The organism is Helicobacter sp. MIT 99-5507 (genome assembly GCF_003364295.1).
GTDB lineage: Bacteria > Campylobacterota > Campylobacteria > Campylobacterales > Helicobacteraceae > NHYM01.
Window position 1 is genome coordinate 20,798 of the sequence record NZ_NXLO01000002.1, and the last position, 17,335, is coordinate 38,132.

At 30.5% G+C, this 17,335-nt stretch carries 19 protein-coding genes; 9 read left to right on the forward strand and 10 right to left on the reverse strand.

Annotated elements, in window-relative coordinates; genetic code table 11:
- Positions 1–387 precede the first annotated feature (387 nt).
- The 3 genes from exbB to CQA42_RS02635 are packed head-to-tail and all read left to right on the forward strand — an operon-like array spanning position 388 to position 1,879.
- Positions 388–810 (forward strand): TonB-system energizer ExbB, encoded by a 423-nt coding sequence (gene exbB, locus CQA42_RS02625; RefSeq protein WP_115583150.1) that lies wholly within the window; start codon positions 388–390, stop codon positions 808–810.
- The gene (exbD, locus tag CQA42_RS02630; RefSeq protein WP_115583151.1) at positions 807–1,190 is read left to right on the forward strand and encodes a TonB system transport protein ExbD; all 384 of its coding nucleotides are present in this window, start codon (positions 807–809) and stop codon (positions 1,188–1,190) included. Before exbB ends, exbD begins: the two co-directional genes overlap by 4 nt.
- The gene (locus CQA42_RS02635; protein WP_115583152.1) at positions 1,190–1,879 is read left to right on the forward strand and encodes an energy transducer TonB; all 690 of its coding nucleotides are present in this window, start codon (positions 1,190–1,192) and stop codon (positions 1,877–1,879) included. Before exbD ends, CQA42_RS02635 begins: the two co-directional genes overlap by 1 nt.
- On the opposite strand, the gene CQA42_RS02640 is transcribed toward CQA42_RS02635, so the two are convergent.
- The 6 genes from CQA42_RS02640 to purL all read right to left on the reverse strand — a co-directional run bounded on the left by CQA42_RS02640 (position 1,864) and on the right by purL (position 10,804).
- Entirely contained in the window at positions 1,864–2,568 is a 705-nt protein-coding gene (locus CQA42_RS02640; protein WP_115583153.1) for an MnmC family methyltransferase, read from the reverse strand. The genes CQA42_RS02635 and CQA42_RS02640 overlap by 16 nt on opposite strands.
- Positions 2,565–5,618 carry an efflux RND transporter permease subunit gene (locus CQA42_RS02645; protein WP_115583154.1) on the reverse strand — a complete coding sequence of 1,018 codons (3,054 nt, stop codon included), beginning with the start codon at positions 5,616–5,618 and terminating at the stop codon, positions 2,565–2,567. Before CQA42_RS02645 ends, CQA42_RS02640 begins: the two co-directional genes overlap by 4 nt.
- Positions 5,618–6,355, reverse strand: a complete 738-nt coding sequence (locus CQA42_RS02650; RefSeq protein ID WP_115583155.1) for an efflux RND transporter periplasmic adaptor subunit — start codon at positions 6,353–6,355, stop codon at positions 5,618–5,620. The genes CQA42_RS02645 and CQA42_RS02650 overlap by 1 nt, the downstream gene beginning before the upstream one ends.
- Positions 6,356–6,373: 18 nt before the next feature.
- Entirely contained in the window at positions 6,374–7,810 is a 1,437-nt protein-coding gene (locus tag CQA42_RS02655; protein WP_115583156.1) for a TolC family protein, read from the reverse strand.
- 157 nt (positions 7,811–7,967) lie between these two features.
- Entirely contained in the window at positions 7,968–8,450 is a 483-nt protein-coding gene (gene moaC, locus CQA42_RS02660; protein WP_115583157.1) for a cyclic pyranopterin monophosphate synthase MoaC, read from the reverse strand.
- Positions 8,451–8,584: 134 nt separating this feature from the next.
- The gene (gene purL / locus CQA42_RS02665) at positions 8,585–10,804 is read right to left on the reverse strand and encodes a phosphoribosylformylglycinamidine synthase subunit PurL (RefSeq protein ID WP_181881474.1); all 2,220 of its coding nucleotides are present in this window, start codon (positions 10,802–10,804) and stop codon (positions 8,585–8,587) included.
- Positions 10,805–10,879: 75 nt separating this feature from the next.
- On the opposite strand from purL, the gene CQA42_RS02670 reads away from it, so the two are divergent.
- From CQA42_RS02670 to CQA42_RS02695, 6 genes are all read left to right on the forward strand, one after another.
- Positions 10,880–12,097 carry a molybdopterin molybdotransferase MoeA gene (locus CQA42_RS02670; protein ID WP_115583158.1) on the forward strand — a complete coding sequence of 406 codons (1,218 nt, stop codon included), beginning with the start codon at positions 10,880–10,882 and terminating at the stop codon, positions 12,095–12,097.
- Between the two features lie 11 nt (positions 12,098–12,108).
- Positions 12,109–12,333, forward strand: a complete 225-nt coding sequence (locus tag CQA42_RS02675; RefSeq protein ID WP_115583159.1) for a MoaD/ThiS family protein — start codon at positions 12,109–12,111, stop codon at positions 12,331–12,333.
- 3 nt (positions 12,334–12,336) lie between these two features.
- Positions 12,337–12,774 (forward strand): molybdenum cofactor biosynthesis protein MoaE, encoded by a 438-nt coding sequence (locus tag CQA42_RS02680; protein WP_115583160.1) that lies wholly within the window; start codon positions 12,337–12,339, stop codon positions 12,772–12,774.
- Positions 12,771–13,247 (forward strand): molybdopterin-guanine dinucleotide biosynthesis protein B, encoded by a 477-nt coding sequence (mobB, locus tag CQA42_RS02685; RefSeq protein WP_115583161.1) that lies wholly within the window; start codon positions 12,771–12,773, stop codon positions 13,245–13,247. The genes CQA42_RS02680 and mobB overlap by 4 nt, the downstream gene beginning before the upstream one ends.
- Positions 13,240–13,767, forward strand: a complete 528-nt coding sequence (gene mog / locus CQA42_RS02690) for a molybdopterin adenylyltransferase (RefSeq protein ID WP_115583162.1) — start codon at positions 13,240–13,242, stop codon at positions 13,765–13,767. The genes mobB and mog overlap by 8 nt, the downstream gene beginning before the upstream one ends.
- A 91-nt stretch (positions 13,768–13,858) precedes the next feature.
- Entirely contained in the window at positions 13,859–14,392 is a 534-nt protein-coding gene (locus CQA42_RS02695; RefSeq protein ID WP_115583163.1) for a type II secretion system protein, read from the forward strand.
- Between the two features lie 263 nt (positions 14,393–14,655).
- Here CQA42_RS02695 and CQA42_RS02700 read toward each other — a convergent pair whose 3' ends face one another.
- The 4 genes from CQA42_RS02700 to fliS are packed head-to-tail and all read right to left on the reverse strand — an operon-like array spanning position 14,656 to position 17,331.
- Positions 14,656–15,840 carry a tetrahydrodipicolinate N-succinyltransferase N-terminal domain-containing protein gene (locus CQA42_RS02700; protein WP_115583164.1) on the reverse strand — a complete coding sequence of 395 codons (1,185 nt, stop codon included), beginning with the start codon at positions 15,838–15,840 and terminating at the stop codon, positions 14,656–14,658.
- 2 nt (positions 15,841–15,842) lie between these two features.
- The gene (locus tag CQA42_RS02705; protein WP_115583165.1) at positions 15,843–16,736 is read right to left on the reverse strand and encodes a DUF2156 domain-containing protein; all 894 of its coding nucleotides are present in this window, start codon (positions 16,734–16,736) and stop codon (positions 15,843–15,845) included.
- Positions 16,737–16,964 (reverse strand): hypothetical protein, encoded by a 228-nt coding sequence (locus CQA42_RS02710; protein ID WP_115583166.1) that lies wholly within the window; start codon positions 16,962–16,964, stop codon positions 16,737–16,739.
- A complete protein-coding gene (gene fliS / locus CQA42_RS02715; RefSeq protein ID WP_115583167.1) occupies positions 16,954–17,331 on the reverse strand; it encodes a flagellar export chaperone FliS in 378 nt (125 codons plus the stop codon). Before fliS ends, CQA42_RS02710 begins: the two co-directional genes overlap by 11 nt.
- Positions 17,332–17,335: the final 4 nt, after the last annotated feature.

Here is a 17,335-nt window from a genome sequence, read left to right on the forward strand (position 1 = left end):
TACTCCATAATCTTAAAATTTTTAGCAAATATAACATATTATTGTTAAAAAGTCTATAACTTTATATACTTAATATCAAGTTTAGTTATATTATTATAATCATATAGTTTTATATATATGCTAGCAAAAATTATTATTAAACAATAATGCAAGTAAATCTTAATTCTATAAAATATATGAATTTTAAGAGAGATTCACACCATAAACATTGCATGTTTTCAAATCATATTAGATTCTAGAAAAGAAATATAGTTATTAATTTTTTATAATAAAAATTAATAAAATTTTAGTTTGCATTAAGAGATAAATATTACAATTCAAAAATGATAATTGATTTTATTATTAATAATAAAATTGATTTAATTAAATATTTAGGTTGCTTATACAATGGAGTTTTTAAAAGAATATATAGATTTTATGATATTTAGTATTTTGGGCTTTATGAGTTTTATTGTTGTGTGGTTTAGTATAGAAAGATTCATATCTTATAAACGATTAAAATTTAGTGATTTTAAGGATTTAGATTCTTTTGAAGAAGCAGTAACGAAAAACTTAACTATTCTCTATATAATATATTCAAATGCACCATATATAGGCTTACTTGGCACTGTTGTTGGAATTATGATTACATTTCATGATATGGGGGCTAGTGGGAATATGAATGCAAGTGAAATCATGATTGGGCTTAGTTTGGCATTAAAAGCAACTGCTTTGGGATTAGTAGTGGCTATACCGACATTGATTATTTATAATGGATTCTTACGAAAAGTTGATGTTTTGGTAAATAGATATAAGGCAAGTATAAAATGAGATTACCTCGCAAAGAAGGTCTTAATATAGTGCCACTTGTAGATATCATGCTAGTATTACTAGCTATCGTGCTAAGCACGGCAAGTTTTATAGCACATGGGCAAATAAAAGTTAATCTACCAGAATCTAGCACTGCAAAAGTAGAACAAAATGATAAAAAAGTGATAGTTACCATAGATAGCTTAAATAATTTTTTTATTGATGGCAATAAAATAGATAAAAATGATTTAAAAGACAAGATTCTACAAATCGATGATAGAACACAAGTGCAATTAGTAAGCGATCGCGATGCTAAATTCTCATCATTTATGGAGATTCTAGATATATTGAAAAGTAAAAATCATGAAAACTTTACAATTCAAACGGAGATGATAAAATAATGTCTCCCATAAAAATTGGCTTTATAGCATCCTTGTTTTTACATTCATTACTTGCAATAGCAGTGCTTACAAAAGAAGATAATATAAAAATATCAAAACAAAATAGCAATACAATATCAATTAGTCTTGAAAATATTCATAATAGAATGGAAAATCAGTCAATCAATCAACAAAAGAAACATCAAAAACCAAAAAAACATCATAAAGAAAAACCAAAAAAAATAGTGAAAAAAGAAAGACCAAAACCACAAGACATCCAAGAACAAATTGAAAAAATAGAAGTAGAAGAAATAGCACAAATTACCGATCATGAAGTTGTTAATGAAGAATCAAGTGAAGAAATAAGCCAAGTAGAACCAAATGATGCGCAAGATATGCAAGATTCTGCTACATCTGGGATGGCTCAAGAGCTTGACATGAATAGCCAGCTTTATGCAGAGATTCTAGCAATCATAAATAAATACAATGAATATCCAAGAGATGCATATAGAAGGGGTATTACAGGTAGTGTTGAAGTTAGATTTGTATTAAGAAAAAATGGTGAAATTGAAAATATCGAAATATTAAATAAAATACACAAATCGCTAGGTGAAGGAGCGATTAATGCTATCAATAATGCCTATAAAAAATTCCCAAGTATTAATAACAATCTAAGAATTAAAGTAAAACTAACCTATAACTTAACATAGCTAAATTGCACACTATCTAAATTATTTATATTATCTATACCTTTTGTAAATAGTGTGCCATTTTTAAATTTATTAAATTTCATATCAAATACACTAAAACCGCAGAATCTTGCTATATCTCTTACTTTTTTTGCTGATGAATATGTAGTAATAATACTTCTATTTTGCAAGATTCTATACAATGATAAAAAATGATTTTCATTCCATAGTAGTTGATTTTTTGATGGACTAAATGCATCTTGATACACAATATCAAAAAAACTAGAATCCATAGTATTTATAAAATTTATTGCATCGCCACGAAATACATTTAAGCTAATATTAGAATCTACAAATATCTTATCATTATTAATGCAATCAAAGATTCTATCTATTTCTAAATAATTTGATATGATTTTTGGATATGGAAAGTCATACAATGCTCGTAATAAAGGCAAATCAATCTCGACTGAATATATATCAAGTCTAATACCATTTTTCTTTGCAAATGCAAGGGAAAGAAGTGAATTATATCCAAGCCCAAAACAAATATCTAAAATTCTAATATATGGCTTATTTATAATGCTAAAGGCTGGGATAATATGCTTATAAATACTCTCAATCAAAGCACCTTTTTTATCATGATAGTAGTCATTATATGCATCATTATATGCACTAATACTACCATCATCTGTATAAACTAATCTCACTTAAATTCTAGATTCTTAGCATAGAATTTTCTAAACCACTCATCAATTGGAACCATGATTTTATAAAATGCTGGCACAACAAGCAAGCTCAAGAACATAGATACGATAAGCCCGCCTATCATTGAGATTCCAATTGGATATTTCATCGCAGATCCTGCACCGCTAGATAGCGCAAGTGGGAGCATACCAAATACCATTGCAAAAACCGTCATCAAAATCGGACGAAGTCGCGATTCACCTGCTAGAATGATAGCCTCATCAGTGCTTTTACCTTTCTTTCTAAACTCATTTGCCATATCAATGACTAGCGTTGCGTTTTTACCAACAACACCCATAAGCACCATAAGCCCGATTAATCCGAACAAGCTAAGGCTATTGCCCGTAATATAAAGCCCAATAAATGCTCCAGAAAAAGATAAAGGCAATGTAATCATAATGATAATAGGCTGGATTAAGGATTCATATAATGCTGCCAAAATCAGATAAATCAAGATAAATGCTGTAACAACAGCAATAATAATTTGATTTAGTGTTTCTTGTGCATATTCAGCCTCACCACTAAGCGTATAAGTCACGCCATCAAGCAACCAATCAGATTTTTTATTTTCTATATCTTTCAAAATATCATTTAACGTGTTTTGATTTTGATCTATAGTCCCATAAATTGTGATATTTCGTTCTCTATCATATCGTTTGATTGAAGCTGGAAGCGTTGTTTCTTCTATATCTATCAAACCATCTATGAAAACCATGTCGCCATTTGCATTTGGAATCTGCAAATATTTTAAATCATCTATCGTTTTTCGCTCACTATCTGGCACCCTTAGGACGATGTCGTATTCTTTAGAATTTTCTCTGAAATAGGATACTTGTATTTGTCCAGAAAATGCAGCATTGATTGCCGAGCCGATACTTTGCGCGCTGACATTATTTTTATTTGCATTTTGTCTCAATACATTAATAGTGTATTGAGGTGCATAATCTGGTGTATCTGTCCTAACGCTAGTTATCCCTTTTGTGCCCTCTAGCAAGGCTATTAGTTTATTTGAAGATTCTGTTACATCATTTTGGACATCTCCTTTTACTATAATTTGTAGAGGAGCATTTGGACCACCGCCACCTAGAGTTGAGATTTCAGATGCAGAGATTTGCATATCTGGCAGGGCACTTCTTATTTGTTTTGTCAAGTCTGCCATAATGTCAAATTGAGTTCTACCTTTTCTATCATCTCGTGATACAAGACCGACATATATTTTTGATCTATATGCATTTTTTGAGCTATTGTAGCCAATCTGCATGCTAGCCACTCTTACATCTTTATCTTTCATTACTATATCTTGTGCTATTGATACTTTTTCTTGCATATGTTCTATTGTGATGCCTGGTTTAGTTTCAACAAAGATATTAAATTCACTTGTGTCTTCAGATACCATAAAGTTAAATCCAAGTCTAGATACTAAAAATAGCGATAATATAAAAAATATTGCGACTGCAAATAATGTGCTAAATTTGAATCTTGTCGTGAATTTAACCATAGATACATATATTTTATCCAGCTTTCTAAAGAACGGCTCTGTAAATGTATAGAATCTGCTTTCTTTAGGGCTTACCAAAAGTGAGCTTATCATAGGGATAACGGTAACAACGACAAAATAAGAAATTATGATCGCTGCAACAACCGATAATGCGAAAGCCTGTAAGATTCTACCTATCATTTCTCCCATTGAAGCAATAGGCACAAACACAGCTAAAAGCATTGCAGAAATCGCAATAATTGCAAATCCTATTTCTCTGACACCCTCATAAGCTGCCTCGATTTTTGGCATACCTTTTTCGATTTTTTTATGGATATTTTCTATTACAACAATCGCATCATCAATGATAATACCAATGGCAAGGGTAAGTGCTAGCATTGTTAGCATATTTAGGCTCTCTCCTAACCCTTGAATAAAAGCAAAAGTTCCCATAATTGACACTGGAAGGCTCACAGCAGCAACTATTGTCATAGTGAAATTACGCAAGAATAAAAATACTATCAAAGTAGCAAGGATAGCACCAAGTATCAAGTCAAATTTTACTTCTTCGATTGATTGTTTGATATACTCCGTAGTATCTTTTAAAACTTCTATATCATAGTCTTTTAGCTGCTCTTGAAGTTTAGGCAAGACTTTTTTTACATTGTCTGCTATCTCGACATCATTTTTTCCTGCGATTTTTTGGACTTCAAAGATAACACCCATTTTCCCATTCACAGACGCATAAGTGGTATCTTCGCTTATATAATCAACAACTTCTGCTATATCACCTAGTTTTAGGTTATTTCTGATTCTGATTTGTTTTAAATCTTCGACTTTTTTGGCGTTTGCATCTGTTGTTACGATCCATTCTTTCTCATTAGCCTGAATCTTACCGCCATCTATTTCAACATTTTCAGCAGCTATGATATTGCCTAATTCTGAATATGTGATATTGTATTTGTTCATTAGGGTGATATTAGGGTAGATTCTGATTGTCCTATCCCTATAACCAATAGCATTCGTCCCAGCAACACCTGAGATTCTCTCTAATGTCGGCTTTATGATCTCATCAGACACTTTCATAAGATCAGTTATTGGGGCTTTATCGGTGCTAACAAATATACTAATAATAGGAGAGGAGTTGCTGTCATATTTCATAACAACAGGATTCTTTATATTTGTATCATCAAAATTTATAGAACCAACTTTATCCCTTAAATCACTCATTGCCTCTTCTTTTGGTTTATCTAGGACAAATTGCGCGATAACTAATGAGGTATTTTGCGTTGTTATAGATGTGATTTTATCCATCCCATCTATCCCACTTAGTGCTTCTTCGACTTTGTCTGTTACTTTTGTCTCAATTGTTTCTGCATTTGCTCCCGGATAGCTTGTCATGACGACACCAATCGGGAAGTCTATATCAGGCCAAAGGGCAATAGGGAATCTAAAAAGGGCTAGAATCCCAAAAAATATTAATAATAATGCAAAAACTAGTGTTAAAATTGGTCTTGATATGGCTATTTTATACATTATTTAGTCCTTATATACCCATCACCAAAGATTCCAGACATCATATTACTTACTAATGCTTCAGCCTTTAGTCTTCTATTTTGAGTATCTATGCTTGGATATATTTTTGTAATTTTTACACTTCTTTTATCATTAGAACCATCGATTGAAAATGTATATGTATCTCCAACCTTTACTTTTCCTGCATATTTAGAATCAAACTCAAGAACTAATTTTATGTCATTACTAATTAGCTTGAATAATTCTGTGCTATTTTGAGCTACGCCATCACCAATCTCGATTGACTTACTTGCTATCACCCCATCAAATGGAGCTTTAAGATATGTATTTGCAAGTAATTCTTCTTGGTATTTTAAAGTAGCTTGTGCAACTTTAAAATCACTTTCTGTCTTTTTAAAATTAAAATATATTTGTTCATAAGTATTTCTATCGACAGCATTTCTACTTTGCTCATATCTTTCAAATTGATTTTTTTGAAATTGATATGTTTGCTCTGTTGCATCAACTTGAGCTTTTTGTATATTTACATTTTGGATTTGAGTATTGTTTTGAATCTTTAATAATATATCACCTTTTTTTACTCTTGATCCTATATCAACCATTATAGAATCTACGCTTCCAGATGAATTAAGCTTTAGATTAGCTTCTTTTACACCTTGTGATACAAATGTAGCATACACATCTTCACCATAAAGGCTAGCACATAAAAATAAAAATATATATAGAATCTTTCTCATATTACTTCCTTAATTTTTTTAATTAACATAATCACTAAGTGTTTGACCACTATAAAAAATATAATTTGCTTTTTGTAATTCATAATTATTTAGACTTTGGATATATGTTGCTTCTGCATTATATTTAGCACTTAGAGAATCTAAATAATCATTATAATTAATAAGCTGTGCATTGTATTTTTGTGAAATACTCTCAAATGAAATACTTGCTGATTTGAGTGAAGCTTCTGCACTGCGTATCTGCGATAAAGCTGCTTCTATTGATTTTTTATAAAATTTAATATTATTTTCTTGCTCAATTTTTGCATACTCTATGCCTTTTTGTAGCATTAGATTCTGTAATCTTAGAGATTCTTTTTGTCTATTTGTGCTAAAACCACTAAATATATTCCAAGTCACACTAACACCAAATACATTTTGTTCCTTTGGATAAGAAAACGACGCAAGCGGATTGCTAGATATATTATCCATCTTAAAATTCCAAGTAAAAGTATCAAATAAAGAAATCGTAGGCCAATATGTCAAAGTCCCTATTTGATGTTCTACACTTTGGGCTTGTTCTTCTTGCATAGTGATATTTAAACTTTGTATTGTTTTATACTGCGGATTTGCAATAGAAGCTAATTTTAATTTATTTACATCAGTATTTGTGTAAAGTGATAATTGAAGTTTAATTTGCTCAAAATTTAATCTCAAAGATTCTAATTGATATTCAGTTAAACTCAATTCTGCTTTTAGAGCTTCTATCGCATCTATAGTCTCTAATCCCGCTTCATACAAAACTTGGATTCTCGCTACATTTGCAGCAATATTAACTTTTTTTTGCTCCATTGCTATAATTTGACCTTTTAGCGTAAAATAATCATAATACGCACTAATTACTTGTAAAAATAATGTTTCTTGAGAATATCCTTTATCAGCTATTGCTGCACGAACTAAAGCATTATTAGATAGCAAAGAAAACTCTCTTGCAGCACCATCAAACAAAACCCAATTCAAACTTGCTTTTGCTGAATGATTATTCATGCTAGGTTGCCAAGATGTTGTATTTCTTTTAGTGCTATTAAAGCTATATCCTACATCAAGACTAGGCAAATAGCTCCCATAAACAGAAGATCTAGTAGCTTCTGCACTTCGTATTGCAATATCTTTTGCTTGCAATGTATAATTATCCTTTGCTTTATCTAATAATTCTTTTAGACTTAGCACACCTTCAGTATCATCATATACATCTAATACATCTTTTATTGTTGAATCTGGTTTTAATACTGGTATAAAAATATCATTTAATGGCTTTTGCATAGCCGTATTAACACGTTTATCAAAATTTAAGCTACTATCATATAGTCTTTTACCCTGTTTTTCTATAATCAAACCTTGTTCAGGATTTTCATATAGTGATTCTGCGAATAATGCAAAACACATAAGGCTAACTACAAGGAAATAACGCTTCATCAATAAAGCTCCTTTATAAAATACTAAAAAAAATGGGAATGCATTGTAAAATATTTAATATTAATTTAAACTGAAAGAATATTAGCATACAATTTATATTCAATGTTTATATAGCAAATTTTAAACTAGACTACTTTAGACCTATGGTATAGTATTATTATCGTTGATAATCTCCGCTTTTACCGCCACTTTTGGATATTAATGCTATATTTGAAATAGTCATACTTTTATCAATAGCTTTAAGCATATCATAGATTGTAAGCAATCCTATTGATACACCACTTAACGCCTCCATTTCAACCCCTGTTTTGCTTTCGCATTTTGCCTCTACTTCTAATACAATCATATACAGATCATTTTTTTCATCGACTTTAAATTCTGCTTTGCAATCAATTTTGCTTAAAAATAGTGGATGACACATAGGTATCAAATCACTTGTTTTTTTTGCTCCCATAATCGCAGCAATAATAGCTGTATCTATTACTGGACCTTTCTTTGCTTTATTGTTTATAACTATATCAAAGGCTGCTTTGCTCATTGATATTTCACCACGAGCTATAGCAACTCTTTTACTAATATCTTTAGAAGATACATCAACCATCATTGGATTATTATTATCATTGATATGTGTAAGTTTCAAGCATTGCTCCATTTTAGAATCTAAATAAAGATTCTATCAAACTAAAATTAATTAGCTTAAGATCCATGTTAAAAGATATTAACGCAACTAAAAAGGTAAGATTTAACTCTATTTTGACTAATCTATACTATAACCTAATTTGTGCCATTTTGCATTAATTTACTAAATGAATTAAAATAAAGTTCTCTTGCTTCATTTTGTGTAATAACTATAGAATCTATATTGATATTAGCACCTTTATTGCCTACTTTTCCTACTATTTGGTAAGGAATGCTATATTTATTTGCTATTTTATTAATAGAATCTAAATCTTTGTCAGATATTTCTATGCAAGCACAGCTTTGAGATTCACTAAAAATAATATCTTTTGTAATATTAAATTCAACATCAATCCCAAATCCACCAAACAATGCCATTTTAGCTAAACTAATAGCAGCTCCACCTTCTTTAATGCTTTTAGCTGATTTTATAAATGGTAGAGAATCTTTTAAAAATTTCCATAGCGATGCTTCTTTGTAGAGATTGATTCTAGGTGGAATGCCCTTTATTTGATTTCTTGTTATCTTCAATAATAAACTACCACCAAATTCCTCTTTTAGCTCACCTACAATAAGCAATAAATTGCCTTTTTGCTTGATTGCAGAATCTCTAAAATCAGCTATATTATCTATAATGCCTACCATGCCAATACTTGGAGTTGGGTATATGTCTATATTATCACTTTGATTATAAAGCGAAACATTTCCACTTACAACAGGTGTATTTAAAATACTGCAAGCCTCCGCTATTCCTTCACAAGATTCTTTAAATTGCCACATAACATTTGGATTATTAGGATTACCAAAATTTAAACAATCAGTGATACTAAGCGGCAAAGCTCCACGAGTAGCACAATTTCTTCCTGCAGTTGCAACAGCTATCTTTGCTCCCTCTTTTGGATCAAGATAGCAATATCTAGGATTGCAATATAGATTTAATGCAAGCAATTTTCCATTTTCTTTTATTCTAATTACACTTGCATCGCCATTTCCACTACCTAGAATCGTATTTGTTAAAATTGAACTATCATATTGATTATAAATCCATGATTTATCACAAATATCCACACAGGATATGATCTCTTTGAAAATTTCATTTTGACTTTTTGTGCTTGGAATAAAATTAAAATCATGAAGTTCATCTAAATACTTTGGATATTCTACTTTCTTTTGCAATACTGGTGCAGCATCACTAAGTGGAGCTATGGGAATCTCCGCACACAAATCACCATTAAAATAAAGCTCCATATTCCCACCATCAATTACTTCACCAATGATTTCTGCACTCACTTCCCATTTTTTGAATATATCAATGATTTCTTGCTCTTTTCCGCTTTTTGCACAAAGCAACATTCTTTCTTGAGATTCACTTAGCATTAATTCATAAGGCGTCATATTTTCTTCTCTAGTTGGCACTTTATCAAGATAAAGTCTCATTCCACTTTTTACATTGCCATTACTTGCTCTACTTGCCATTTCAAAGCTTGAGCTAGTAAGTCCAGCTGCCCCCATATCTTGGATTCCAATAATCAAATCCTTGCTAAATACTTCCAAACAAGCCTCAAGCAATAGCTTTTCACTAAAAGGATCGCCAACTTGCACGGTAGGACGAAGGTTTTTAGAATCTTCATTAAAACTATCACTACTCATTACAGCACCACCGAGCCCATCACGTCCTGTTTTGCTACCTACATAAATGATAGAATTTTTATTTCCTTCTGCTCTTCCATAAAATATATTTTCTTTTTTAACGATACCTAGATTAAATGCATTTACAAGTATATTTCCATTATAGCACGCCTCAAAGCTTGTCTCACCACCAATTGTTGGCACACCCATACAATTACCATAATCACCAATCCCAGCTACAACACCACTAAGTAAATATTTATGTCTTTTTCTTTCTTTTTTATCAGTAATATCTCCAAATCTAATAGAATCTAAGCTCGCAATTGGTCTTGCGCCCATAGTAAAAATATCTCTTAAAATTCCACCTACACCAGTTGCAGCTCCAGCATGTGGCTCAATAAAGCTTGGGTGATTGTGAGATTCCATTTTAAATACAGCACAATATCCATTACCAATATCAATAATTCCAGCGTTTTCACCAGGACCTTGGACTACATAAGGTGCAGTTGTAGGAAAATTTCGCAAATAAATCTTGCTTGATTTATAACTACAATGCTCGCTCCACATAGCAGAAAAGATTCCAATTTCAACTAGATTAGGCTCTCTTCCTAGAATCTCTTTGATATTTTCATAATCATTCAAACTTAATTTATGGTTATTTAGGACTTCATTTATATTTTGTATCATGAATTTTCACTTTATTTTAAAGTTTTAAAAAGTGATTTTATATAAAATACGACAACTATGCAATAAAGGCAAAAAATGAATAGAAATATTACATTAAATCAAGCGCTAAATTTGATAAATAATGCAAATATAAATCCGCTGCAAAATGAAAAAATATTTATTCATGATAGCATTAATAGAGTATTGTATGATGATATAAGAGCAATAGAATCTTCTCCAAAATTTAATACTTCAAGTATGGATGGATACGCATTTGCTTATAGTGATTTAGAAAAATTACAAAATGAGGGATTGGAGATTCTATCCATAAATAAAGCTGGTAATAATACTGAATGTGAAGCAACAAAAGGTAAATGTATAAAAACTTTTACCGGAGCAAAAATCCCAAAAAATGCAGATACAATAGCAATAGTAGAGCAAGTTTATATCAAAAATAATAGAATCTTTTTAAATAAAGGTGAAGAAGTTGAGCCGTATAAATTTATTAGAAAAACTGCTGAAAACTATAAAAAAGGAGATATTTTAATTCCAAAAGGAAGCTTAATAAATCCATTTCATATAGGAATCCTCTCGCAAAATAACACCATTTTTTTACAAGTTTATAGAAAACCTAGAATCTCAATTCTCACAAGTGGCGATGAAATAGCAGAACTTGGTGAAATAAAAGAAAATGATAATTTTATTTATAGCTCAAATAATCATATATTATATGCCATAACAAAAGCGCTTGGATGCGATAGCTCAATACATAATATAATAAAAGATTCTAGAATTGATATAAAAAATGCCATAGAATCTGCCTTGCAATCAAGTGATATGGTGATTACTACAGGTGGAATGAGCAAGGGTGATTTTGACTTTACAAAAGAAGCAATAAAAGAATTTGGTGAAGTTGTATTTGAGAGCGTAAAAATAAAGCCAGGCAAAGTAGTGTCATATATAAATTGCAAAGATAAGCATATATTGGCACTTCCTGGCAATCCAAATTCAAGTGTCGTATCATTTTTACTTTTTGGTAGATTGATATTATCAAAAATGCTAAATCTAAATACAAATATCCCAATACACAAAGCAAAAATAACAAATGATATAAAAATATTAGATTCTGCTAGATTAGAATTTGCTCCAGCACAAATAAAATTAGTTGATGGTATATATGAAGCAAAAATAATAGAAAATAGACAATCATATATGATAAACAAACTAAATGGAGCAATGATTATTATGGATAAAAAAGTAAATAAAGGTGATTTAGTGGATATAATCATTTTAGATGATTTATTAAAATTTTAATAAGGATAGATATGGTTAAAGTAAATTTCCTAGGTCCAATAGGACTAGATTCTATTGAATGCAAAGCTAAAAATTTTAAAGAATTAAAAGAAGAGTTAAGTAAAATTGAAGCATTAAAAGAGTGGTTGCCACTATGTGCAATAGCACTAAATGATAAAATAGTGCAAGATTCTAATAATATCACTTTTAATCAAAATGACATAATCTCCCTTCTTCCTCCTGTATGTGGTGGCTAAATCATGGAATTGCAAATATTTAATGGCGCATTAAATACAAGTGAGATTTATGCTACTTGGGAAAATGAAGCAAGAAAACAAAATTGTGGAGCATTGAGCGTATTTACCGGCATTGTTCGTGGTGAAAATAATATTACACATCTTAGTTTTGATATATATTTGCCAATATTACAAGCTTGGTTTGATACTTGGCAGATAAAAGCAAAAGAGTTGCAAACTACAATATATATGGCACATTCAAGTGGTGATGTAAAGATTGGAAAATCATCTTATATGTGTGGGTTGATTTCAAAAAATAGAAAAAGTGTTTTATCCTTATACAATGATTTTATAGAAGATTTTAAAACAAATGCTCCAATTTGGAAATATGACATTATAGATGGAAAGAGAATCTACGCCTTACATAGAAGCTTTGAATTAAAGGGAGCTAGGCTTGTATGACAAAAATTATTAGTTTTAGTGGAATATCAAATAGTGGCAAAACAACGTTAATTGAAAATCTATGCAAGATTCTAATCCCAACATATCAAGTCGGTGTGATAAAACATGACCCAAAAAATAAAGCTATATTCGATAAAGAAGGAAAAGATAGTTATAAATTCTTTCAAAGTGGTGCAAATGTAGCAATAGTATCACCAAAACAAACTAATATCAGATTTAATAATAATTTAGACAATAATGAAATCATAAATATTTTAAATACAAATAAAATGCTAGATTATATTTTTATCGAAGGATTTAAAACTATGCCATATAAAAAGATATGTGTTATTAGAGGTGATTTTGTCCAAAGTGATTTGGATTTATGTGATGCAATCGCAACAACAAAACAATATAAAAATAATTTCAAAAATAAAATCGTGCTTGATTTAGATAATTATAAAGAAATATTACAATGGATAAATAATGAATAAAATAGTAAAAATTGGAATCCTTACTGCGTCAGATAGAGCGTATAAAGGAATATATGAAGACTTAAGCGGCAAAGCAATCATTGATACACTCAATTTATACCTAAAAACAAAATGGGAAGCAGAATATAGGCTAGTTAGCGATGAATTTAAAGATATAAAAAATACTCTCTTGGAATTATCAAAAAAATGCTCTTTAATACTTACTACCGGTGGAACAGGACCTGCAAAGCGAGATGTCACACCTGAGGCAACAGAAGCAGTATGCCAAAAAATGCTTCCTGGATTTGGGGAATTGATGAGAAATGTAAGCTTAAAATATGTGCCAACTGCAATTCTATCAAGACAGAGTGCTGGAATCTACAATAATTCTCTAATCATAAACCTACCTGGCAAACCAAAGAGTATAAAAGAGTGCCTTGATGCCGTATTTCCTGCTGTGCCATATTGTATCGATTTAATAGATGGAGACTATCTAGAAACCAATGAAGAAGTCATAAAGGCGTTTAGACCAAAAAAATAGCTTTTTAAGGAAGTATTCAAAAAAAAAAATGTTTAAATTTCATTAACTTTTATCCTAATGGATTTAAGGAATTTATTATTGGAGAAAGAAAATGAAAAGAAATGGTTTTAGTATGATTGAACTCGTTTTTGTTATCGTTATTTTGGGAGTTTTGGCAGCTGTTGCTGTGCCTAGATTTGTAACAACAAGGACAGATGCGCAAGTGGCAATGGCAAGAAGTGATATTGCCTCTACACTAAAGGCGATCCCTGCAAGAGTTTTTGCAGAAAATATCGACCCTACAGCATCAACACCTCCGGGCTTTAGCTCTTGGGGAGAGTGGATGATAGATACAGGGGGATTAGATAGAGGTAGATGGAAAGCAGATCCAAATGGAAAAAGTATTCAACCACAAGGAAATGGAACAACAGCTAATAATGGAAACACACAACACCAACAAGTTGGTTGTGGAAATATTATATCAATAGATAATAATGGAAACTTAATCTTTGACCCAAATAGAATGGCTGGTACAACAAGTGGTGGTGGTAGTGGAGGAACTTTTTGTAAAGCTCTAAAAGACTCTTATCCAAGTGGTTCAAATAGAATCATCCCTCTTGCTACAACTGGAGCAGTAAAATTCTAAATATTCTTAAAAGATTCTAGCTTAAGCTAGAATCTAAATTCGCTTTTTTAGATTCTTTAAATATCTTAAATTGTTTTTATTTACAAGACAAAGTAATCTAGGATTCTGTAATTTTGTAGATTTTATAATTATTAGGTGTTAGAGATTACTGCAACTTGTAAGTAAGTATTTTAAATGAAAAAATAATTTAATTTTTCTAGTTATTTGGTTGCTAGCTAGATTCTCGTAGAATCTAGCATAATTCCATCCAAAAGCTTAAAAAATTAATGTAAATCTTTATTTAGCTCGATTTTTACTTTACTTCTAAAAGCTACCATCCTACCAGTTTTTGAATCACATCTAAAATGAATACCATTTTTATTTGATAGTTCTCTGCCTTTGTAGAGATTATTTTCATTGATATTAAAATTTGTATTTATTTCTTGTATCTTTTTTGCTTCAATTTCATCTATATAAAATATCGTCCCAGCAAGCACTGCTATACCACCATCTACGATACATCCATCACCAAGAGAGATTCCAGTAGAGCTATTTACACCAAGCAAACAATTTTCACCGATAGAAATTGGCTCAGAATTACCACCGCTAAGCACACCAAGTATGCTTGCACCTCCACCTACATCACTACCATTACCAACGATTACAGATGATGAAATACGTCCCTCATTCATACATGTGCCAACTACACCAGCATTAAAATTTACATAGCTAGCACCTGGCATTTGTGTATATCCGCCACTACCTAAATATGCACCAAATCTAGTTTTTGCAGAATCTAGCAATCTAATATTGTCATATTGTGGGATAACTTGCATTAAATATCTAGGAAACTTATCAACAAAATCAATATGAGGATAAAGTCCATTTAGTTTTAGATAGATCTCATTTTCTCTTAAATATGAAAGCTCATAAGGTTTATTTCCGCTCCAAGCAACATTTTCAAGTAGTGCAAAAATACCATCAAGCACCAAACTTCTAAGCTTTGCTTTTCCAAGCGATAATGCAAGCAATTTCATATATGAAGATTCCACGCTTTGGCATTTCACATCATCATAAATTACGACAAAGCGAAATGCAAAATCACTTGATTTTAGATTCTGCATTTTTTGTAATTCAAGTAAAATTTGAATATTTTTATGTATTTGTTTATTATTTAGAGATTCTGCTAAAAATGGATTAAATAGATTTAATGCCTCATTTACAAAATCACTATCTACTTCAAATATTGCTTCACTATCACTTTTGCTTATCACTTTTTTTGCAACCCTGCAAAATACAGCATAACTTCCTAGATTCTCTCCATTCCAATTTAGCAAAGGATAAGTAGCACAAAGCACATTGCCTTTGCTGCCTAAATCAACTCTTGCAATCCCAAAACCAAGTGGAATTTTATTTTTTTTATTTTCTTCTTCTACAAATGTTTTAAATTCATCTTGTGTTTTTATCATTTTTATTCCTTTATTGTTACTTCAAATTTTTCTATAAATCTAATAGGATTATAAGTCATCTTAGCATGTCTTAATCCTTTAATACCTAAATCCTCTTCTCTATTTACAAACTCCATATCACTCCAATCATTATATAAAAACTGCTGATTTATAGCTTGATAAATACCATCATAAAATGTATTTGCTTTTTCTATATGTATCACTACGCTATTGCTATTTATTTGTTCTCCAAGACTAAAAGCAGCGATTTTATCATCGATTCTAATTATTCCACCTTTCATATCTAATCTATCAAAGTTTTTTAATGTAGATTCTATGCCTATAAATTCATTTCTTAATCCATCATTTATGTTTGGATTATCATTAAACCATCTTGTATAGGTATCAAGCACATCTATAGCATTACTAGAATCTATTCTTTCATATACAAAATTTTGATAAAGATTTAAAAACTTATTAAAATGGTTTTTCTTTCCATGAAGTTTCCTACCATTTAGAGATATCAAATCTTCCACCTTATAAAGGTAGTCGAATCTATCTCTATTTGGAACAATATTAAATATATTTGGCATATTGGATTCTATTTCATCTTTTTGATGAGATTCTAAGGATCTAAGTGAGAATCTCCAATTTTTTGATGAAAAATAATCCATCATATCTTTTATTGTTTTTATCTTATCTCCAAGTCCAAGGGGATAAAAAATAAATGGATATTCTTCATTTGCAAATTTTGTCTTAATTACCAAGCAATCATTTAAAATACAATAGCTTATATCTCTACTAAAATGCCAAATATATAGATTCCCAAAAAGCATATCGCTTGCTTCAATTCTCTGCATATTAAAAAATTTTTTAATAATATCTTTAGAATCAATATTAATTGGTAAAAAGTCCAATTATCCCTCCAGAAATAGCCTTGCTTGTTTTAGCTTCAGCATACCTTGATATAGTTCATCTCTATCATCTTGAAGCTTTTGAATAAAACTTTGCACAATCTCTCTAGCGCAAATCAAATCGTCAATATTATCAAAGTTTGGTAAATTCTCTATTAAATCAAGGACTTTTTTGTCATTTTTATTTACACTTGCAATTTTTAACTCATTTAGCCAAGCTTTAGAGTTCATATTGATGAATCTCTCTCCAAGCCTCCAATAACCCTCTTGTAACTTTGATCACTATATCAATTTTTTCTGTATTATTTTCTACATTTGCTTGAGTTAGGAATTTTATTTGTTGCATATAAAGGCCTGTTAGATAATGTGCTACATCTCCGCCATTTTCATAATCAAGCACATTTAAAAGCTCTGTAAAAATATCTGTAGTCCTATTTATATAATAAATCTTTTTTTCTATATCACCTATTTCAATTCCTCTTTTTGCAAGAGATGAAAAACGAAGTATCCCCTCATATAGCATTTCAATTAATTTTGGTTGAGATTCTATTTTTGAGTGAGTTTGCTGATATACATTATAAGCATTTTGACTATTCATAAAT